Source organism: Arthrobacter sp. YAF16, from assembly GCF_052113385.1.
In the GTDB taxonomy this organism is placed as follows: Bacteria; Actinomycetota; Actinomycetes; order Actinomycetales; family Micrococcaceae; genus Arthrobacter.
Map to the genome: position 1 here is coordinate 152738 of NZ_JBFRDC010000002.1, position 18710 is coordinate 171447.

The 18710-nt window shown below is 71.2% G+C and carries 17 protein-coding genes; 6 read left to right on the top strand and 11 right to left on the bottom strand.

Features of this window, described 5'->3' with window-relative positions; all coding sequences use genetic code 11:
* Window positions 1-106 precede the first annotated feature (106 nt).
* On the top strand, window positions 107-2041 hold the full coding sequence (locus tag AB4Y91_RS08350; protein ID WP_441418021.1) for a heavy metal translocating P-type ATPase: 1935 nt from the start codon (window positions 107-109) through the stop codon (window positions 2039-2041).
* Here the strand turns inward: AB4Y91_RS08350 and ppsA are convergent.
* The 7 genes from ppsA to AB4Y91_RS08385 form a co-directional block, all read right to left on the bottom strand.
* Window positions 1989-4424 carry a phosphoenolpyruvate synthase gene (gene ppsA / locus AB4Y91_RS08355; RefSeq protein WP_441418022.1) on the bottom strand — a complete coding sequence of 812 codons (2436 nt, stop codon included), beginning with the start codon at window positions 4422-4424 and terminating at the stop codon, window positions 1989-1991. The genes AB4Y91_RS08350 and ppsA overlap by 53 nt on opposite strands.
* Window positions 4425-4506: 82 nt before the next feature.
* The gene (locus tag AB4Y91_RS08360; protein ID WP_441418023.1) at window positions 4507-7176 is read right to left on the bottom strand and encodes a cation-translocating P-type ATPase; all 2670 of its coding nucleotides are present in this window, start codon (window positions 7174-7176) and stop codon (window positions 4507-4509) included.
* Window positions 7177-7338: 162 nt separating this feature from the next.
* On the bottom strand, window positions 7339-8076 hold the full coding sequence (locus AB4Y91_RS08365) for a glycosyltransferase (protein WP_441418177.1): 738 nt from the start codon (window positions 8074-8076) through the stop codon (window positions 7339-7341).
* A 65-nt stretch (window positions 8077-8141) separates the two neighbouring features.
* Window positions 8142-9554 carry a PIG-L family deacetylase gene (locus AB4Y91_RS08370; RefSeq protein WP_441418024.1) on the bottom strand — a complete coding sequence of 471 codons (1413 nt, stop codon included), beginning with the start codon at window positions 9552-9554 and terminating at the stop codon, window positions 8142-8144.
* Complete coding sequence (locus AB4Y91_RS08375) at window positions 9548-10639, bottom strand: hypothetical protein (RefSeq protein WP_441418025.1); 1092 nt, start codon at window positions 10637-10639, stop codon at window positions 9548-9550. Before AB4Y91_RS08375 ends, AB4Y91_RS08370 begins: the two co-directional genes overlap by 7 nt.
* Window positions 10640-10791: 152 nt before the next feature.
* Window positions 10792-11469 carry an O-methyltransferase gene (locus tag AB4Y91_RS08380; protein ID WP_441418026.1) on the bottom strand — a complete coding sequence of 226 codons (678 nt, stop codon included), beginning with the start codon at window positions 11467-11469 and terminating at the stop codon, window positions 10792-10794.
* A gap of 70 nt (window positions 11470-11539) precedes the next feature.
* Window positions 11540-11866, bottom strand: coding sequence for a thiamine-binding protein (locus AB4Y91_RS08385; RefSeq protein ID WP_441418027.1), 327 nt, complete (start codon window positions 11864-11866; stop codon window positions 11540-11542).
* Window positions 11867-11988: 122 nt separating this feature from the next.
* Between AB4Y91_RS08385 and AB4Y91_RS08390 the strand changes: the two genes are divergently transcribed.
* From AB4Y91_RS08390 to AB4Y91_RS08400, 3 genes are read left to right on the top strand one after another with little or no spacing between them, the layout of a single operon-like run.
* Window positions 11989-12657: a TetR/AcrR family transcriptional regulator gene (locus AB4Y91_RS08390; RefSeq protein WP_441418028.1), complete on the top strand. Its 669-nt coding sequence runs from the start codon at window positions 11989-11991 to the stop codon at window positions 12655-12657.
* Window positions 12658-12661: 4 nt separating this feature from the next.
* On the top strand, window positions 12662-13078 hold the full coding sequence (locus AB4Y91_RS08395; RefSeq protein ID WP_441418029.1) for a YkvA family protein: 417 nt from the start codon (window positions 12662-12664) through the stop codon (window positions 13076-13078).
* A 60-nt stretch (window positions 13079-13138) separates the two neighbouring features.
* Complete coding sequence (locus AB4Y91_RS08400) at window positions 13139-14062, top strand: NADP-dependent oxidoreductase (protein WP_441418030.1); 924 nt, start codon at window positions 13139-13141, stop codon at window positions 14060-14062.
* Between the two features lie 60 nt (window positions 14063-14122).
* Here AB4Y91_RS08400 and AB4Y91_RS08405 read toward each other — a convergent pair whose 3' ends face one another.
* From AB4Y91_RS08405 to AB4Y91_RS08420, 4 genes are all read right to left on the bottom strand, one after another.
* On the bottom strand, window positions 14123-14398 hold the full coding sequence (locus AB4Y91_RS08405; RefSeq protein ID WP_441418031.1) for a hypothetical protein: 276 nt from the start codon (window positions 14396-14398) through the stop codon (window positions 14123-14125).
* Window positions 14399-14469: 71 nt separating this feature from the next.
* Entirely contained in the window at window positions 14470-14781 is a 312-nt protein-coding gene (locus tag AB4Y91_RS08410) for an AzlD domain-containing protein (RefSeq protein WP_441418032.1), read from the bottom strand.
* Complete coding sequence (locus tag AB4Y91_RS08415; protein ID WP_441418178.1) at window positions 14778-15578, bottom strand: AzlC family ABC transporter permease; 801 nt, start codon at window positions 15576-15578, stop codon at window positions 14778-14780. The genes AB4Y91_RS08410 and AB4Y91_RS08415 overlap by 4 nt, the downstream gene beginning before the upstream one ends.
* Window positions 15530-15985, bottom strand: coding sequence for a DoxX family protein (locus tag AB4Y91_RS08420; RefSeq protein WP_441418033.1), 456 nt, complete (start codon window positions 15983-15985; stop codon window positions 15530-15532). Before AB4Y91_RS08420 ends, AB4Y91_RS08415 begins: the two co-directional genes overlap by 49 nt.
* A 144-nt stretch (window positions 15986-16129) precedes the next feature.
* Here AB4Y91_RS08420 and AB4Y91_RS08425 point away from each other — a divergent pair, with 144 nt between their 5' ends.
* Window positions 16130-17125 (top strand): ATP-binding cassette domain-containing protein, encoded by a 996-nt coding sequence (locus AB4Y91_RS08425; protein WP_441418034.1) that lies wholly within the window; start codon window positions 16130-16132, stop codon window positions 17123-17125.
* Window positions 17118-18710, top strand: a complete 1593-nt coding sequence (locus AB4Y91_RS08430) for an ABC transporter permease (protein ID WP_441418035.1) — start codon at window positions 17118-17120, stop codon at window positions 18708-18710. The genes AB4Y91_RS08425 and AB4Y91_RS08430 overlap by 8 nt, the downstream gene beginning before the upstream one ends.

Below are 18710 nucleotides of genomic sequence, written 5' to 3' on the forward strand. Positions count from 1 at the left end.
CCCCCAGGTGTCCGCCCGGCCGGGAGCCCGGGAGGGGAGGGCCGCGCAGTAGGATGCAAGTAGGCGCAGACGCCGGGTCTTGCGCGAGGAACGAGGCGGGACAACCGTGAAAATTGCGCTCCGGTATCCGCTTGTCACGGGCACGGTCGCCGCCCTCCTGGCGGTGATACTGCTGCTTGCCTCCGGCCAGGAAGCTATCGCGCGGATCGCCGCCAGCATCTATGCGCTGACTGTGGCGGCCTACCTCGCCGTCGGCATGGTCCGCCGCCTGGTCGGCGGCCAGTGGGGCATCGACATCCTGGCCGTAACCGCCATTGTCAGCACCGTACTGGTGGGCGAATTCGTCGCCTCGATGATCATCGTGCTCATGATGGCCGGCGGCACCGCCCTTGAGGACTACGCCGCCGGCCGTGCCAAGAAGGAACTGACGTCCCTGCTGGAGCGCGTCCCGCAGACAGCCCACCGGGAACGCAACGGCGGTGCCGCCGGAAGCCACGCCGCCGAAACCGACAGCCAGCATGAGGACGTGGCGGCCACCGACGTCGAAGTCGGCGACATCCTGCTGGTGCGGCCCGGCGAAGTGGTGCCGCTGGACGGGCTGCTGCTTTCCGAGTCCGGAACGTTTGATGAATCCTCGCTGACCGGGGAGAGCCTGCCGGTGGAGCGTGCCGCCGGCGAGGGCCTGATGAGCGGGTCGTTGAACGGCCAAGCGGCCATCCGGATGCAGGTCACGGCGCTGATGGAGGACTCGCAGTACAGCCGCATCGTCGCGCTGGTGAAAGAAGCGGCCGACAGCAAGTCACCCATGGTCCGCCTGGCCGACCGCTACGCCGTCCCGTTCACCGCCCTCGCCTACGTTCTCGGGGCGATCGGCTGGATCGTCAGCGGCAGCCCGGTCCGATTCGCGGAGGTGCTGGTGGTGGCCACGCCGTGTCCCCTGCTGATCGCCGCCCCCGTGGCGTTCCTGGGCGGCATGAGCCGTGCCGCGCGTGGCGGCATCATCGTCAAGTACGCCGGGGTTCTCGAGCAGCTGAGCCGGATCAAAACGGTGGCCTTCGACAAGACCGGCACCCTTACCTACGGCCGCCCCTCCCTGGTGGGCATCCGGACCGCGGGGTCCTTCACCGAGGACCGGGTCCTCGGGCTCGCGGCCTCCGCCGAGCAATATTCTTCCCACGTGCTCGCCGCCTCGGTGATGGACGCGGCACGGTCCCGTGGCTTGGTTTTCGAGTCCGCCACGGAGGCCACCGAATTCGCCACGCACGGCGTCCGGGCGCGCTTCGACGGCCGGGACGTCGTCGTCGGCAAGCCAAATTTCGTGTCGGAATCGGCCGCCGGTGTCGTCGAAACCGAGCTGGCCAGCGGTGAGCTCGCCATCTACGTGGGTGTGGCCGGGGAGTTCGCCGGGGCCCTGGTGATGAGCGACCCGATCCGCGGGGAAACCCGCCGCACCGTGGCCGAACTCCGGGAACTCGGCGCCACCCGGACGGTCATGCTCACCGGCGACGCCCTCGCCACCGCCGAGCACATCGCGGCAGAGGCCGGGCTGACCGATGTCCGCGCCGAGTGCCTGCCGCCGGACAAGGTGGAGGCCGTGCGCTCTCTGCCCCGCCGTCCGGTCATGATGGTGGGCGACGGCGTCAACGACGCCCCCGTCCTGGCCGTCGCCGACGTCGGGATCGCGATGGGCGCGCGGGGTTCGACGGCGGCCGGCGAGTCCGCCGACGTCGTGATCATCCTGGACGACCTGTCCAAGGTGGCCTCGGCCGTGCGGATCGGCCAGCGCACCGTGAAGGTGGCGCTGCAGAGCATCTGGATCGGCATCGCGCTGAGCGTGGCGCTGATGCTGGCTGCAGCCGCGGGCTACGTTCCGGCGATCGCCGGCGCCCTCTCCCAGGAGGTGGTGGACCTCGCCACGATCCTGAACGCGCTCCGGGCGCTGGGCTCCGGGACGCGGACCCCGCGGCCGGGCAGGCCGGCCGGCCGGCCTAGCCCGCGGACGCCAGCTTCTCGGCTTCCGCGATCCGCGGGACGGTCCTGAGGTAGCTGTCCGGGTTCAGCGAGATCGAATCGATGCCCTCGCCAACCAGGAACGCCGCGAACTCCGGGTGGTTGCTGGGGCCCTGGCCGCAGATACCGATCTTGATCCCTGCCGCGTGCGCCTTCCGGATCGCCTCGCTGATCATCGCCATGACGGCCTCGTCGCGCTCGTCGAACAGCGCCGCCAGCTGCGCCGAGTCCCGGTCCACGCCGAGGACCAGCTGGGTGAGGTCGTTCGAGCCGATCGAGAAGCCGTCGAAGCGGGTGGCGAATTTTTCAGCCAGGACCACGTTGGAGGGGATCTCGCACATCATGTAGACCTGTAGGCCGTGCTCGCCGCGGACCAGCCCGTTCTCAGCCATCACCGCCAGCACCTTGTCCGCCTCCTGCGGTGTCCGGCAGAACGGGACCATGACGATGATGTTGCTGAAGCCGATCCGCTCCCGGACCCGTTTCAGCGCCCGGCATTCGAGCGCGAAGCCTTCCCGGTACCGGTCGTCGTAGTAGCGCGAGGCACCCCGGAAGCCGAGCATCGGGTTCTCCTCGGCCTCCTCGAAGGAGGCGCCGCCGATCAGGTGCGCGTACTCGTTGGTCTTGAAATCGCTGAGCCTCACGATCACCGGGTTCGGATGGTAGGGCGCGGCGATCTTCGCGATGCCCAGCGCCAGGGCGTCCACGAAGTAGTCGCCTGGATCGGCGTAGCCGCGCGTCAGTTCCCGGATCTGCGCTGCTTCCTGCGGGTCCGCGACCCGTTCCGGGTGGACCAGCGCCATCGGATGGACCCGGATCAGGGCGCTGATGATGAACTCCATCCGGGCCAGCCCGACGCCGTCCGCGGGCAGCCGCCACCACTGGAAGGCGGCCGCGGGGCTGGCGATGTTCACCATGACTTTGGTGCGCGTCGCCGGCAGCTCGCCCAGATCCACGTCCTCGGTTTCGAACGCGAGGCTGCCGGCATAGACGCGGCCCGTATCCCCTTCGGCGCAGGACAGGGTCACGGCCTGATCCTCGGCCAGGACACTGGTGGCGTTGCCGGTCCCGACGACGGCGGGCACCCCCAGTTCCCGGCTCACGATGGCCGCGTGGCTGGTGGGGCCGCCGTGGTCGGTGACGATCCCGGCGGCGCGCTTCATGATGGGCACCCAGTCCGGGTCGGTCATTTCGGTGACCAGGATGGCGCCGTCCCGGAACTTGTCGATGTCAGCGGCGCTCCTGATCACGCACGCCGTCCCCTGCGCGATCGAGTCGCCGATGGCCGCCCCGGTCACCAGCACCGCACCGGTTTCCAGCAGGTGGTGGAGCGTGAAGCGGGAACCGGTCTTTTGCGACTGCACCGTCTCCGGCCGGGCCTGGACCATGAAGAGCTCGCCCGTCACGCCGTCCCGGGCCCATTCCATGTCCATCGGCCGGCGGTAGTGCTCCTCGACGCTCACGGCCCAGCGGGCCAGGGTGAGGATCTCGGCGTCGGCCAGGACGAAGGACCGGCGTTCCGCTTCCGAGGTGTCGACGGTGCGGGTGCGGGCGTGGCCGCCGCGGCTGTAGACCATCTTCTGCGCCTTGGAGCCGAGGGTCTTTTCGATGATCGGGCTGGGCCTTTCCGCCAGCCCTTCCGCCGGTCCTTCCGCCGGTCCTTCCGCCGCCGCGGCCTCGCTCAGGAGCGGCTTGAAGACGAGGTACTTGTCCGGGTTGATCGTGCCCTGCACCACCGTCTCGCCGAGACCCCAGGCGGCGCTGATCACGGCAGCCCGCGGGAACCCGGAGTCTGTATCGATCGAGAACATCACTCCGGAGGCGCCGACGTCGGAGCGCACCATCCGCTGGACCCCGATCGAGAGTGCGACGTCGAGGTGGTCGAAGCCCTTGACTTCCCGGTAGCTGATGGCCCGGTCCGTGAACAGCGAGGCGTAGCACCGCCGGCAGGCGTCCATCAGTTCCCGGTCGCCGGTGACGTTCAGGAAGGTTTCCTGCTGGCCGGCGAAGCTGGCATCGGGAAGGTCCTCGGCCGTGGCGCTGCTGCGGACCGCGACCGACAGCCGCTCCAGGCCGGCGCGCTGGCCCAGATCGCGGTAGTGCGAGCGGATGGAGTCGGCGATGTCCGGCGGGAAATCGCTGGCCAGGAACAGCTCCCGGATGGCTTCCCCGGTCTCGCGGAGCGTCGCGTCCCCGGAGCGGTAGGCCAGGATCCGCGAGCGCATCGCCGGTTCGATCCCGTTCGCCGCGACGAAGGTCCGGTAGGCCGCGGCGGTGGTGGCGAAGCCGTCGGGAACCCGTACGCCCCGGGCCTTGAGGGACTGGATGAGCTCGCCCAGGGAGGCATTCTTGCCGCCGACCTGCGGGACGTCCCCCATGCCAATTTCTTCAAACCACTTCACGTGCTCGGGCATGCCGGCGCTCCTTTGGGCGTTTGTCCATCCATGGTCCGATCCTGCGGCCCGGGGCGGTGTGGGGTCAGAGGCTTTGGACCTCTTAGCCGGCGCGTTGGGCGGGCCGCCCGGACGTGCCGTGCCGGGCCAGCTTGTAGAGCCAGTCCGCGACCAAGACCGCCGGAATGGCGGCGAGGGCCACGGCCAGCCCGCCGGGTGTCGGCGGGGCATGTCCCAGCAGGCCGGCGACAGGGCCAAGGAACAGGAAGACGGAGAGCAGCCCCAGCTCCGCCAGCACGGCCCAGAGCAGCAGCCGGTTGGTGAACCAGCCCAGCTGCCAGGGCGGGGAGGTGGCGCTGCGGCAGGCGAAGGCGTTGGCGAGCTGGGCCAGGACCACGGTGGTGAACGCGGCGCCGGAGGCCGCCATCAGCGCGTCCGACGGCGGCAGTGCGGCTCCGGGGCTCCAGCCGGCTCCGAAGAGAACGGCGGTGTAAGCGGTCATCTCCATCAGCGCCTCTACCGGGCCCAGCAGGCCGAAGACCCGGAACATCAGGGCCCGGTCCATCAGGTGCCGGCGCTCCGGCGGACGTTTCAGGGCCCCTTTGCTGGGCGCTTCGCTGCCGAGGGCCAGGGCCGGCAGCAGGTCGGTGCCGATGTCCAGGGCGAGGATCTGAAGCACGCTCAGGGCCAGCGGGAACCGGCCACCGGACAGGGCCCAGAACACGAACGGCGTCAGCTCGGCGACGTTGTCCGTGAGGTGGTACGTCAGGAAACGGCGGATATTCGCGTAGGTGGCGCGGCCCTGCTCCACGGCCGCGATGATCGTCGCAAAGTCGTCGTCGAGCAGCACCAGGTCCGCCGCCTCGCGGGCCACATCCGTGCCGCTGAGGCCCATCGCGACGCCGATGTCCGCCTGCTGCAGCGCAGGCCCGTCGTTGACGCCGTCACCGGTCATGGCCAGCACGTGGCCGCGGTGCTGCAGCAGCCGGGCCACCCGGAGCTTTTGTTCCGGCGTTACCCGGCTGACCACGACGCCGTCGCGGTCCAGCAACGCGGCCAGGACCTCGTCATCCTCCGGCAGGTTGTGGCCCTCCAGCACCAGCTCCGGGGAGCCGATCAGGCCGGTTTCCCGGGCAATGGCGGCGGCCGTGAAGGCGTGGTCGCCGGTGACCATACCCACCTTGATGCCAGCGTCGCGGGCCGCCTGCAGCGAGAGCCGGACCTCGGCGCGGGGCGGATCGTGCAGGCCGATCAGGCCCAGCAGCGTCAGCCCGCTCTCCACTTCGTCCGCCGTCGTGCCGTCCCGCACCGGTCCGGGCAGGCTCCGCTGCGCGACCGCGAGGACCCTGAGCCCGTGCGAGGCCATCTGGTCCACCATCTGCAGGGCACGGTCGGCGCCGCCGGCGCCGTCCACGTCGCCGTCGCCCTCACTGTCGCCGTCGCCCCGGCACAAGGGGATCACGGACTCCGGGGCCCCCTTGACGAACAGCGTCGTACCGACGATGGCGGACTCGCGCAGCCGTCGCGGATCGAAGGCGAAGCGGTGCGACGGCGTTGGCTCCGCCGGCCCGCCGCCGGGGCCGGCCAGCCGCGTGGCCAGCGCGTCGATGGCGGCCTCCATCGGATCTCCCTCGGCGATCCACTGCCCGTCGTGCGGCACCGCCCGGCCCACCGAGGCGGCACGGGCGGCGGCGCTGAGCCGCTGCCCCGCCTGGAACGCCGCCGCTCCGGCGTCCGCGCCACCCTCCCCCGTGACCTCGGCTTCCGGCGCGTAGCCGTTCCCGGTGACGCCGAGCAGCCCGGAGGGTGTCCAGACCTCGACGGCGTTCATCCGGTTCTGGGTGAGGGTTCCGGTCTTGTCCGTGCAGATGAACGTGGTGGAGCCAAGCGTCTCGACCGCCTGCAGGTTCCGCACCAGGGCCTTGCGCGCGGCCATCCGCTGGGCTCCGATGGCGAGCGAGAGGGTGACGGTGGGGAGCAGGCCCTCGGGCACCAGCGCCACCGCCACGCCGATCGCGAAGAGGAACGCATCGCGCCAGGAGATGCCCACCAGCAGCGAGAGGATGAAGAACAAGGCGCCGATGCCCAGGGCCACGCCGGCGACAATCCTGACAATCCGCTGCAGTTCCAGGGCCAGCGGGCTCGGCGGCGCCTCGACCTTGCCGGTCAGTGACGCGATCTCGGCGAGCCGTGTCTGTCCCCCGGTGCTGGCCACCACCCCTTCGGCCGTGCCGATGACCAGGAAGGTTCCACCGAACACGGTGTCCCCCGCGGCCTTGCTGACCGCTTCGCTTTCGCCGGTGAGCATCGATTCGTCCACCGTGCAGCCCGCAGCCAGGGCCAGGCGGAGATCCGCCGGCACCCGATCGCCGGCAACCAGCACGACGGCGTCTCCGGGCACCAGCTCGGTGGTGTGCACTTTGACGATGCGATTGTCCCGGCGCACCGAGACCATGGCGGGCAACAATTCGCGCAGCTTGGCGGCCGCGTGCTGGGCGCGCTCCTGCTGGATGTAGGCGAATACCCCGTTCACCACGATCACGACGATGATGGCGATGCCCAGTTGCGGCATGCCGGCGACAAAGGCGAGGGCGGCCGCCACCCAGAGCATGACGGCAAAAAAGTGGGTCAGTTCTGCCAGCAGCCGCCGCCAGCCCGGCACGGCACGGACCTCGGGCAGCCGGTTTGCCCCGGCACGCTCCAGCCTCAGGGCAGCCTCCGCCGAGCTCAGTCCGGAGATCCCGGGCAGCGGCCCGGCCGCGGCAGGGTTCACCGTCCGCCGCCCGTCATGCGCAGCACCTAACGCCGGCACTGCCCAGGTGCATCATGCCTCCGAGGATGCTCCGGCGCGGCACCCCTGGTTAGGGCCAAAGGTCACCGGGCGCCGGCGCGCGGCTGCGCTGCCCCGGAACGGCTTCGGTTGCCGGGCCCGCCCTCAGCTGCCAGTGGCGGCAGGCGGCCGCTGCCGTCCCAGCGAACGCAGGTACGTCCCGAAGCCGTGGGGCGCCCGTGCGTGGGTCCGGCCGGAGGTCAGCACCCGCATGCTGTCCGTTGCGAGGACGGTGAAGGCGAGGCTGCGCAGGCTCTGGACCAGGGTGCGGTCCTCGTGCGTTTCCAGGTGCGAGAACCCGCCCGCGGCCAGGTAGGCCGAGGCCCGGACGCCGAAGTTGGCGCCGTAGATGTGCGGGTGGTTTTCCTCGAAGGGGTGGCGGTCCAGCCAGCGGCGCAGCAGTTCCGGGTCCATCCCGACCGGGTCCGGTTCCACCGAGCCGAGCACCGCGTCGGCACCGGCTTCGGCGAATTCGAGCTGCCGCACCAGCCAGTTCACCGGGACCTGCGAATCGGCGTCGGTGTTGGCCAGCCAGGTCCGTCCCGGCCAGGGCCGCGGTTCGGAACGCTGGCCGGGGGCGCGCCGTTGCGGGCCGAGCACGGCGGCGCGGACGCCTGCCGCCCGGCTCGCGCCGGCGCTGCGCAGCCGGACGTCGAGCGCGCCGAAGCGCGGGTCGGCGTCGACGTAACCTGCGGTGATCTCGGCGGAGCGGTCGGTGCAGCTGTCCAGGACCACTGTCACCCGGACGGCGACGCCGGGCCGCTGCCGCTGCAGCTCGTCGGCGGCGCGCTGCACTGCCCGCAGCGCCCGGTCCAGGTGCTGGTCCTCGTTGTGGGCCGGCATCACGACGGCGACGGCGTCGATGCCGGGGCGTCGTTGCGGGGGCCCGGCCGGGGCCGCCACGTTGCTCACGCGAGCGGCTCCGGGGCGCGGAAGATTTCCAGCACGAAGTCGCGCTCCCGGTAGAGGCCGGCGTCGGCCCAGCGAAGTTGCCTGCGGGCTGCTGCGTGGACGGTGTCGCCGTCGAGCTCCCAGCCCTCGATCGGGTGCCGCCAGTGGCAGAGCGCCAGGGTGCCGCCGGGCAGCAGCGTGGCCTCGACCCGTTCGAACAGGGCCGCCAGCTCCTCCGGCGAGAGGTAGTAGCCCACCTCCGACACCACGATCAGATCAAACGCGCCCTCCGGCCAGTCCTGCGGCACCGTCAGGTGGCGGGTCCGCGCGGCCGGCAGGTGCGCGAGCCGCCGGGCAGCGTGGGCCAGTGCCGCGCTGCTCGCGTCGACGGCCAGGAAGCTGCCGCAGCGTTCAGCGAGTTCGACGCTGAGGGTGCCGATCGAGCAGCCGATTTCAAGGCCGGCGGAGTAGCTCCGGCCGGGGAGCGCCGCGAGCGTCAGCGCGCGCTTGCGGTGTTCGTACCAGCTGGTGGTGTACTCCCAGGGGTCCTCGCTCCGGGCGTGGACAGTGTCAAAGAGGCCCTCCGCGTCCGCCGCGGCGTAGGCGGAGGGCGCGACTGCGGCGTGTGCCGCCGTGCTGGCCGGTGGGACAGCCGGAGTGCCGGGCCGTTGCCAGGCGAAGGTCTCCCAGTGCCGGGAAAAATGCTGCAGGAAGGCCGACGGGAGCAGCACTTCGTCCCCCGGCTGGTCCGAGAGCGCCCGGACCTGCGAGGTGTGCGCCGCCATGGCCTGCGCCTTGGCCTGCTCCTCGGCCGGGGTCAGCGGGAGCCGCAGCCAGGACTGCCAGGCCGGGTCCTCGGGGCCGGCCCAGAGCCAGTACCAGACCGGGTACTCCAGCAGCCCGTAGCCGGAGGCGGCTGCCGCTTCCGCGGCGGCGGAGCCCAGGGCGTCGTGGTCGGTATGGCCGTCGTTCCGGTAGGGCGCCACCAGGACGACGCGGTCCGCGGGCCGGCCCGTGGCAGCCGCGGCCTCGCGGATCGCGGCGAGGACCTGGTACCGGTGGCCCGCGAGCTTCCCGTCCGGCAGCCCGAGGTACTGCCAGCCGGCGTCCGGGACGAGCCGCCCGAGGGCGCCGGCGAATTCGCGCAGCCGCAGGTCGGCAAGCTGTTTGGGTGTGGTGCTGGGCGAATCGGGGTGGGAGGCCTCCCCTGCCGTGCACAGCAGCACCCGCACCTCCGCGCCGAGCCCGTGCAGCCGGGCCATCAGGCCGCCGGCGCCCAGGGATTCGTCGTCGGGGTGGGCGGCCAGGACGATGAATGCCCTGCCGGCCAGCTCCCCGGCGTCGAGCGGGAGTTCCGGCAGGGCGGCGGCGCCGCTGCGGGCCCAGTCCTCTTCGGGCGTCCCGGCGTCGTTGTGCGTGAAGCTCACCATGGGTGGTCCCCTTTGAACGTCAGGGCGCCGAGTTGGGCGTCGTCGCGCATGGCGTGGTGCTGCCGGATGTAGAGCGAGAGGTCGGCCATGCGTTTGCCGTAGCGTGCGTCGAAGGCCAGCGGGGCGGGCCCTAGGTTTTGGCTGACCAGCGACTGAATGCGTGCGACGGCGGCGGCCACGCTGCCGCGGACGCGCAGCGCCTCGCTCCACGCGCCGGCGCCGGAGAGCTCCCCGGCGTCGATCCGGGCCGCGGTCCGGGCAAGGTACTGGGTGAGCCCGGTCAGCGTGCGGTCGATTTCGCCGAGGTGGGCGAGGGCGAGCTGGTCCGGTTCGCGGCCGCCGTCGGCCGCTTGTTTCAGGGACTCAACATAGTTGCGGGCCACGGCGACGGCGCCGCCGAACCAGCAGGCGGCGACCCCCATGCCGCCCCAGGCGAACCCGGGACGCTGGTAGTACCAGCCGGCCGGGCCGAGCGGTATGGCCGGCACGGCGTCGAAGTGCACGGTGCCGCTGGGGACCTCGCGCAGGCCCAGGCTGGTCCATTCCGGGTCCGCGAAGCCGACCCCGGCGGCGTGCAGGTCGACGGCGAAGGCGGCGCGGCCGCCGCCGTCGAGGTGCGCGGTCAGCACCGCGTGGTCGAGCTGCGCGGCGATGGAGCACCACGGTTTCGAGCCGGTCAGCACGACGGCGCCGCCGGCGTCCTTGGCTTCCAGCTTCAGCCCGGGGGCCTCGGCGGCGAAGACGCCCCAGGTGCCGTCGAAGGGGAGATCGGCGGGGGCATCATCGAAATCCGCCGCAGCGGCCTGGGCGAGGATCGCGGCGGCGTCGAGGTGGGGTTCCAGGATCCGTCCGGCGGCGACGTCGACGGCGGTGACCGACGCGAGGATCTCCCACAGCAACGCGGTGTTGCCCGCCCCGGGCTTCGGGGCGCACTCCCCCGCGTCCTTGGCGAGTGCCAGCAGGGCCGGGACGTCCCCGACGCCCGCCTCGGCGGCGTCCAGCAGCGGTGATATCCCGGCCAGCTCGCCCGTCGTGGAGCTGATCCGCACGGCCTTGGGAGGGCGGGCTTCCTGGGTCGCGTTCATTGCCTCGTCCGTGTCCTTTGCGATGTGCGCCTGGTGTTGTCCGTGCCTGTAGCGGCCGGTCGAAGCCGCCGCTGGGTAAATCTAAGCATACTTAGCACTTCGCCCGGTCCTCGCCCGCCGGACCGGGACGCCGCACCGAGCACCATCCCGTGCTACCGCACGAGGGCGAGCGCGAAGCCGTCCCAGCCCTTCGATCCCACCGTCTGGATCACGGTGGCGTCCAGCCGCGGGTCCTCGCCCATCATCTCCAGCGCCGCGACGATCCCCGGGGCGTTGACGGGATCCAGGGCCGGTTCCAGCACCGCGCCCTCCCACACCACGTTGTCCATCACCACCGTGGTGCCGGGCCGGCCAAGCCTGACGGCCCAGTCCAGGTATTGCGGGTTGTGTTCCTTGTCCGCGTCGATGAAGACGAAATCGAAGGGCCCTGCACCCTCGCTTTCCAGAGCGGGCAGCGTGTCCAGGGCCGTGCCCACCCGGATTTCCACGAGGTGGCCCAGCCCGGCCTGGTCGAGATTGGCGCGCGCCACCTCGGCGTGCCGGGGCAGGTATTCGCAGGTGACAAGCCTGCCGCCGTCGGGCAGGCCCTGTGCCATCCAAATGGTGCTGAACCCGGCCAGCGTGCCGATCTCCAGCACCCGGCGGGCGCCGGAAAGCTGGACCAGCAGCTTCAGCAGCTTGCCGGCGTTCGGGGCGACCTCGATGGGCGGCATCCCTGCTTCCAGGGAGGCGGCCTTGGCGCGCCGCAGCGAGGTATCGGGCCGGACCACCACGCCGGAGAGGTACTCCTCGACGGCGATCCAGCGGGATGTGGGCTGATGCTCGATCATGCGGCCCAGTCTTTCAGCTGCCCCCGCCGGTGGGTAGGGCCGGCGGCCGCCCGGCCCAGGCCCGGAGCGGCTACTCGCCCAGGGCCTTCTCCAGCCGGTCCAGTTTCCCGGTCAGTTCGCCCGTGTAGCCCGGGCGGATGTCGGCCTTGATCACGAGCGAGACGCGGCTGCCATAGCGGCCCACGGCTTCCGTGGCGCGCTTCACGACGTCGAACACCTCATCCCATTCGCCCTCGATGGTGGTGAACATCGAGTCCGTGTGGTTCGGCAGCCCGGACTCACGGACGATCCGCACCGCCTCGGCGACGGCATGGTGGACCGAGGCGTCGTCGGCTTCGGAGCCGGCGGGAGCGCCGCTGGGACGGCCGGAGGGTGCGACAGAAAATGCAAGCAACATGGCTCCAGTCTGCCACGCGGGATCCGGCCTGCCCGGGCCCGCAATCGCGGGCCGACACGTCACAATTGGGCGTACCCGCCGGTAACAGGTTTCCTCCACCTCCGCGTTGCTACCCTGAGCAAATGAACCGGGCAGTAGACCGCAGGCCGCTCCGTGCGGATGCAGCGCGCAACGTCAACAAGATCATTGCCGCGGCCCGCCAGTGCTTCCGTGAGCACGGCCCCGAAGTCCCGCTCCAGACCATCGCCGTCACGGCCGGGGTGGGCCCCGCGACGCTGTTCCGGAACTTCGCCGACAAGGAAGAACTCGTGCTTGCCGCGCTGCACCAGCAGCTGAAACTGCGGGTGAACCCGGTCATCGAAGAGGCCCTGGCCGGCAAGGACGCGGCGGAGGGCCTGTTCCGCGTCGTCGACGCGCTGATGGGGGTTGCCAGCGACGAAGCCAACCTCCTCGGCGCGGTGGCCGGCCGCCGCGGGGTGCTGACCGGCATCACCGGCGACCTGATCGAATCGGTAGCCGTCCTGCTGGGCCGCGGCCAGGGCCAGGGCACGCTGCGCAGCGACATCTCGATGACGGACATGATCCGGCTGCTGGCCATGCTGATCGGCGTGGTGGACACGATGGAGGCCGGTTCGGATGCCTGGCGCCGTCCGGTCGCCCTGGTCGAGGACGCCATCCGCGCAGAACGGCCCGATCGTCCGCTGCCACCGCAGTCGCTGGTGCCAGGGACCGCGTACGGCACCGCATTCGGCGTCGGCTTCGGCTCTACCTACGGAAACACGTACCGTTGAGCCCATGACATGGGAAACCGCTGCCGGCGTCCTCGGCGGCCTCTTGCTGGTGTATGCCGCGCTGCTGGTGCTGCTCTGGGGCTACGCGCGGCGGCACCCCGAAACTGTCACCATGAAGGACGCCCTGCGGCTGCTGCCGGACCTGCTCCGGCTGATCCGGCGGCTGGTGGCCGACCGCACCGTCGCGGTGGGCGTGCGCGTCCGGCTCGCCCTGCTGCTGGCGTACCTTCTCTCGCCGATCGACCTGGTGCCCGACTTCCTGCCCGTGATCGGCTACGCGGACGACGTCGTGATCGTCGCCCTGGTGCTGCGCTCCGTGGTCGCCCGGGCCGGCGCGGAGTCCGTCGAACGGCACTGGCCCGGGACGCCGGAGGGCCTGCAGCTGATCCTGAAACTGGCCGGCCTCGGCACCGCCCGGTGAGCTGGCCCACTCGTTGGCCGGACGCGGAATAGGGTCCCGGAAGCAGTCGTTGACGCCTGCATGAAGGCGATAACGTACAGCGAATATGGAAATCCGGACATCCTCGAGTTGGCCGACCGCCCGATGCCAAAGGTCGGGCCGGGCATGGTCCTGGTCAAGGTCAAGGCAGCCTCGGTAAATCCGGTCGACTGGAAGATCATGGCCGGCTACCTGGATGCCGTCATGGACCTGCAGTTCCCGGCGATTCCCGGCTGGGATGTGGCCGGCGTCGTGGAATCGGTCGGCATCGACGCGCCGCATTTCCAGCCCGGCGATGAAGTCATCGCCTATGGCCGCAAAGACTATGTCCACGGCGGGAGCTTCGCTGAATACATCGCCCTCCCGGAACGCCTCCTCGCCCGCAAGCCCGCCTCGCTGGGGTGGAACGAGTCCGCCGGGCTTCCCCTGGCGGGACTGACGGCCTATCAGGTCCTCACGCGCCTGGGCCTCAAGGCCGGCGAGACCGTATTGATCCATGGCGGGGCCGGCGGCGTCGGGTCCCTCGGAATCCAGATCGCCGCGGCGACGGGTGCCCATGTGATCGCGACGGCATCAGAAAAGAACCACGAGTTCCTGCGCTCCCTCGGCGCCGAACCCGTCAGCTACGGTGATGGACTCGCGGACCGGGTGCGGGCACTTCGCCCCGAAGGAGTGGAAGTCGTGGCGGACTTCGTCGGCGGGAACCTCGACACCACCCTGGCGGTGCTGGCCGACGGCGGCCGGCACGCCTCCATCGCTGACAGCGACGTTGAGCAGCACGGCGGCACCTGGATGTGGGTGAACCCCGTGGGCGCCGATCTGCGGGAGCTCGCCGAGCTGGTCGATATGCGCAAGCTCCGGGTCGAGGTGGCGCAGACCTTCCCGCTGGCGCAGTCGGCAGACGCCTTCCGCCTCAGCATGGAAGGACACACCCGCGGCAAGATTGTCGTGACCGTCGACGCCTGATGAGCGGCGGCAGCCGGAGTCCGGCTGCCGCCGTCCCGCCGACCCCTGAAACTGAACCCGTCAGTGCCCGCCCTGATCCTCCGCGGGCTTTTCCTTGACCTCGTGCAGGTGGTGCGCCTCCTGCAAATGCTGTTGCAGCTTCTCTTCGGCCTCACGGCGGCGGCGGGCCATTTCGCGCAGTTCCCGAGTGGATTCCGCGCCCGGGGAAACGAAGTGCTCATGCGGCTTGGAATGGTGCGCCTTCCCGGCGGCATCCGCTCCCGCGGCCTCCGGGGTCACCGCGTCCGCATCGCCCGGCCCGGACGCAGCGGCATTCGGAACGTCTTTTTCGGTCATCATCGAATGCTCCCATTGGGCGCCCGGCCCGGCTAGGGGCTAAAGACCGTTGAGCGCCCGACGGCGGAGCGTCAGTTCCAGCCGAGCAACCGCAGCCCGGCCGCCGCGCCGGCGCCAGCCAGGACCACCACCAGGAACGGCGCCCGCAACCACAGGGCGACGGCGGCCGCGGCCAGGGCACCGAGCCGCGCGTCCAGCGCCAGGGACTGCCCGGACGCCACTGTGTTCACGACGGTCAGGGAGGCCAGCAGCCCGATCGTCATGGTGCCGGCGATCCGGGACATCCTCGGATTGCGCAGCAGGCTGGCGGGGACAAGGTATCCCACCAGTTTCCAGGCGTACGCCAGCACGCAGGACAGCAGGAGCCAGAGCCAGAGCGTCATGAGGCCTCCCCCGGGCTGTGTCCGGAGCGACGGACAGCCTCATGCTCCTCGGCATACGGGTCGACGTCGGGTTCGAGGCCCTCGTCGCTGCGGCCGTGACTGAACCAGCCGACCACCGCCGCCACGAACGCGGCGACCAGGATCGGCACCCCGGCCGGCACAAACGGCACGGCCAGGACGGTTGCCAGGGCGCAGACGACGGCGATCGCGACGGGTTCGCGGCCCTTCAGCCGCGGCCACAGCAGGCCGAGGAACGCCGCCACGGCGGCGCCGTCGAGCCCCCACTGCTTCGGGTCGCCAAGGGCGCTGCCAGCCAGCGCCCCAACCGCGGTGAACAGGTTCCACAGCACGAAGATGCCCAGCCCCGCCGTCCAGAAACCCCGGCGCTGCTCCGCCGGGTCGGTCTGGCCGGTGCTCGTGGCCGTCGATTCGTCGATGGTCACGTGGGCGGCGGCGAACCGGCGCCAGCCCCGCGGCTGGAGCAGCGCGTTGAGCTGCATGCCGTAGATGCCGTTGCGCATGCCCAGCAGGGTGGCGGCGCTCATCGCCGCGACGCCGGAGCCGCCCCCGGCCACGACGCCGATGAACGCGAACTGCGAGCCGCCGCTGAAGAGCAGCAGGCTCAGGGCCATGGTCTGCCAGAAATCGAGGCCGGAGGTGACGGACAGCGCCCCGAAGGACACCCCGTAGAGCCCGGTGGCGATGCTGATGGAGAGCCCCACCCGGACGGCCGGGGATTGTGAGAGCTTCACCGGCGCCGCCGCTTCGGGACCGGCTTCGTCAGGCTCCACGCCCAGGCGATGAGCGGCGCCTGCAGCGGCAGCCGCAGGCTGTGGAAGCGGCGCTGCGCGGGCGCTCCCCCGGGTCCGAACGCCCTGCGAAGCGCGTCAAGGTGTCCGGCGAGAAACGCGGTGAACATCCCGGTGACGCAGCCGGCGGTCGCACGGCGGGTGGGCGGGATCAGGAGTCCGACGGCGGCGCCGACCTCCAGCAGACCGCTCGCCGCCACCCACTCCTCCCGGGACAGCACGGCGAGGGGTCCGTTGCGCCAGCCGCCGGAGTCGTCGCGGCAGAGGAACTCCGGGACCACCGGGGTGAAGAAGTCCGGATCGCGGAAGTGTTTGGCCGCGCTGGCCAGCAGCAGCCCGCTCAGGGCGGCCGCGGAAAGTGTCTGGGTTGCCCGGGGGGACCAGCGGAAAGGCATGCAACCATGCAACCACGGCGGCGGGGCGCCCGGTAACCGGGGCCTTAACCTGCGCCGGGTGCGATGCGCCACCCGGGCGTGGGCCGCGAAAGCAGGACCTTCCGCAGGGGTCCGGGAGCGGTGCCCGGGAGTACCTTGTTGACTATGAGCAGTGTCGTGCAGATGACCGGCGTCGTAAAGCGGTTCGGGGCCGTGACCGCCCTCGACGGCCTGAACTTCGAGGTGGCCGCCGGCGAAGTGCATGGCTTCCTGGGACCCAACGGGTCCGGCAAGTCCACCACGTTGCGGCTGCTGCTGGGCATGCTGAGGTCTAACGCCGGATCCATCCGGGTGCTGGGACTGGATCCGTGGCGCGACGTCTCGACGCTGCACCGCAGGCTGGCGTACGTTCCCGGCGACGTGGCCCTGTGGCCCAACCTGACCGGCGGCGAGGTGATCGAGCTCCTGGGCAAGCTGCAGGGCGGCCAGGACCGGGCACGGCGGGACCGGCTGCTGGAACTTTTCGAGCTGGATCCGACCAAGAAGGCCCGCACCTATTCCAAGGGCAACCGGCAGAAGGTGGCCCTCGTTGCCGCGCTGGCCACCGACGCCGAATTGTTCCTGCTGGACGAACCCACGAGCGGACTGGACCCGCTGATGGAGGACGCCTTCCGCGGCTGCGTCCGCGAACTCCGGGCACAGGGGCGCACCGTGCTGCTGAGCAGCCACATCCTCAGCGAAGCCGAGGCGCTCTCCGACCGGGTGAGCATCATCCGCGCCGGTCGGGTGGTGGAGACCGGCCCGCTCGAGCAGTTGCGCCACCTGACCCGAACCTACGTCACCGCCGACGTCGCCGCCGTGCCCCAGGGGCTGGAACTGCTGCCCGGCGTGCACGATGTGGTGGTGGTCAACCACCGGGTTAGCGCCCAGGTGGATCCCGCAGGGCTGGGCCCTTTCCTGCAGGCCCTTACCGCGGCCGGGCTGCGGGCGCTGACCAGCCAGCCGCCGACCTTGGAGGACCTGTTCCTGCGGCACTATGGCTCCGGGAACGGCGCAGTTAACGCTGGCGCCGGGACCGGGGCGGGCCCGCGTGACACCGGGGCCGAAGCGGTGGGTTCCGCGGCTGCGGGGCCCACCGGGCCGGGATCCGGCAATGCCTGAGACGCTGGCCGGCACCGGAACGCTGGTCCGGTTGGGGCTGCGCCGGGACCGCTGGCTGCTGCCGGTGTGGGTGCTGGGATTCGCCGTCGTTGCCTACTCGACGGCGGTGGCCGGCGCGGAACTCTACCCCGACGTCCGCAGCCGGATCGAAGCCGCCAATGCCGTGAATGCCACCGCGTCAATGGTGGCTATGTTCGGTCGCATCTACGACCCCGCCTCCCTTGGGGCGCTCTCGCTGATCAAATACACCGCGTTCATGACGGCCATCCTCGCGGTCCTCATGGTCATCCTGATCATCCGGCATACCCGGGCAGACGAGGAGGGCGGACGGCTGGAGCTGCTCGGCGGCGGCCGGCTGGGACGCGACGCCGCCCTGGCCGCCGCCCTCATGATCGGTCTGGGCGCCAGCCTGGGCGTGGGACTGCTGTCCGCCGCCGCCCTCGCCGCCGGCGGCCTGCCGGCCGCCGGGTCGCTGGCCTTCGGCCTCGGCTGGGCCGCCACCGGGATGGCCTTCAGCGCCGTGGCCGGCGTAGCCGCGCAGCTGACCGCGAGCGCCCGCGCTGCCACCGGCTTGAGCGTTGGCGTCGTCGCCGTCACCTACGGCCTGCGCGCCGTCGGAGACCTTGCCGAACCGGGCCCATCGTTCCTCTCCTGGCTTTCGCCGATCGGCTGGAACCAGCAGATCCGCGCGTTCGCCGGGGACCGATGGTGGGTGCTGGCGCTGCCGGTCGCACTCTGCGTTCTCCTCATCCCGGCGGCCTTTGTGCTCCGGGCACGCCGGGACCTGGGCGCGGGGCTCCGCGACGAGCGTCCCGGCCCCGCCGTCGGCTCGCTCTCCGGGGTCTGGGCTCTGGCCGTGCGCCTGCAGCACAGGGTGTGGCTGGCCTGGGCCGCGGCGTTCGTCGTCTTCGGCGTCGTCATCGGCTCGCTGGTCAGCAACGTAGCGGAGATGCTCAGTTCCCCCAACGCGCAGGACCTGATCAAACTGATCGGCGGCGCCTCGGCGCTGCGGGACGCCTTCCTGGCCGCCGAGATCAGCATCATGGGCCTGCTCGCCGCGGCCTACGGGGTGGCGTCGGTGAACCATCTGCGCAGCGAGGAGTCCGCCGGGCACACCGAAGCACTGCTGGGGACGGCCACCACGCGCAGCCGCTGGGCAAGCAGCCACTACGTATTCGCGCTGGCCGGGGTCGCGGTGCTGATGGTGCTGGCCGGGGTCTCGATCGGTGTCGGCGCGGCAGCCGCCGTCCAGGACAGCGGGCTGGTGGGCAGCGCCACGGTCGCCTCGCTCGCGCAGATTCCCGCCGCGTGGGTGCTGACCAGCGTGGCGCTGGCGGTGTTTGGCTGGGTGCCCCGGCTGGCTGGCGCGGTCTGTGGCGTGCTGCTTGCCTTCGTGGCGCTCGGCGAGTTCGGGGTGCTCTGGAACGCACCGGGATGGCTCATGGACCTCTCCCCTTTCCGGCACTCCCCGCTGCTGCCGGTGGGCACCGACGCGGTGCCGGCACTGCTGGGCCTGACCGCCGTCGCCGTCGGGCTCGCCGCGCTGGGTTACCTGGGCTGGCGACGGCGGGATCTGGCCGCCTAA

What these genes read in the sequence shown, in the direction of transcription:
- AB4Y91_RS08385 (WP_441418027.1), bottom strand. Translation starts at nt 11,866, where the DNA reads ATGTTGCTTGCATTTTCTGTCGCACCCTCCGGCCGTCCCAGCGGCGCT.
- AB4Y91_RS08375 (WP_441418025.1), bottom strand. Translation starts at nt 10,639, where the DNA reads ATGAACGCGACCCAGGAAGCCCGCCCTCCCAAGGCCGTGCGGATCAGC.
- AB4Y91_RS08405 (WP_441418031.1), bottom strand. Translation starts at nt 14,398, where the DNA reads ATGACCGAAAAAGACGTTCCGAATGCCGCTGCGTCCGGGCCGGGCGAT.
- ppsA (WP_441418022.1), bottom strand. Translation starts at nt 4,424, where the DNA reads ATGCCCGAGCACGTGAAGTGGTTTGAAGAAATTGGCATGGGGGACGTC.
- AB4Y91_RS08380 (WP_441418026.1), bottom strand. Translation starts at nt 11,469, where the DNA reads ATGATCGAGCATCAGCCCACATCCCGCTGGATCGCCGTCGAGGAGTAC.
- AB4Y91_RS08390 (WP_441418028.1), top strand. Translation starts at nt 11,989, where the DNA reads ATGAACCGGGCAGTAGACCGCAGGCCGCTCCGTGCGGATGCAGCGCGC.
- AB4Y91_RS08420 (WP_441418033.1), bottom strand. Translation starts at nt 15,985, where the DNA reads ATGCCTTTCCGCTGGTCCCCCCGGGCAACCCAGACACTTTCCGCGGCC.
- AB4Y91_RS08370 (WP_441418024.1), bottom strand. Translation starts at nt 9,554, where the DNA reads ATGGTGAGCTTCACGCACAACGACGCCGGGACGCCCGAAGAGGACTGG.
- AB4Y91_RS08400 (WP_441418030.1), top strand. Translation starts at nt 13,139, where the DNA reads ATGAAGGCGATAACGTACAGCGAATATGGAAATCCGGACATCCTCGAG.
- AB4Y91_RS08430 (WP_441418035.1), top strand. Translation starts at nt 17,118, where the DNA reads ATGCCTGAGACGCTGGCCGGCACCGGAACGCTGGTCCGGTTGGGGCTG.
- AB4Y91_RS08425 (WP_441418034.1), top strand. Translation starts at nt 16,130, where the DNA reads ATGAGCAGTGTCGTGCAGATGACCGGCGTCGTAAAGCGGTTCGGGGCC.
- AB4Y91_RS08410 (WP_441418032.1), bottom strand. Translation starts at nt 14,781, where the DNA reads ATGACGCTCTGGCTCTGGCTCCTGCTGTCCTGCGTGCTGGCGTACGCC.
- AB4Y91_RS08395 (WP_441418029.1), top strand. Translation starts at nt 12,662, where the DNA reads ATGACATGGGAAACCGCTGCCGGCGTCCTCGGCGGCCTCTTGCTGGTG.
- AB4Y91_RS08365 (WP_441418177.1), bottom strand. Translation starts at nt 8,076, where the DNA reads ATGCCGGCCCACAACGAGGACCAGCACCTGGACCGGGCGCTGCGGGCA.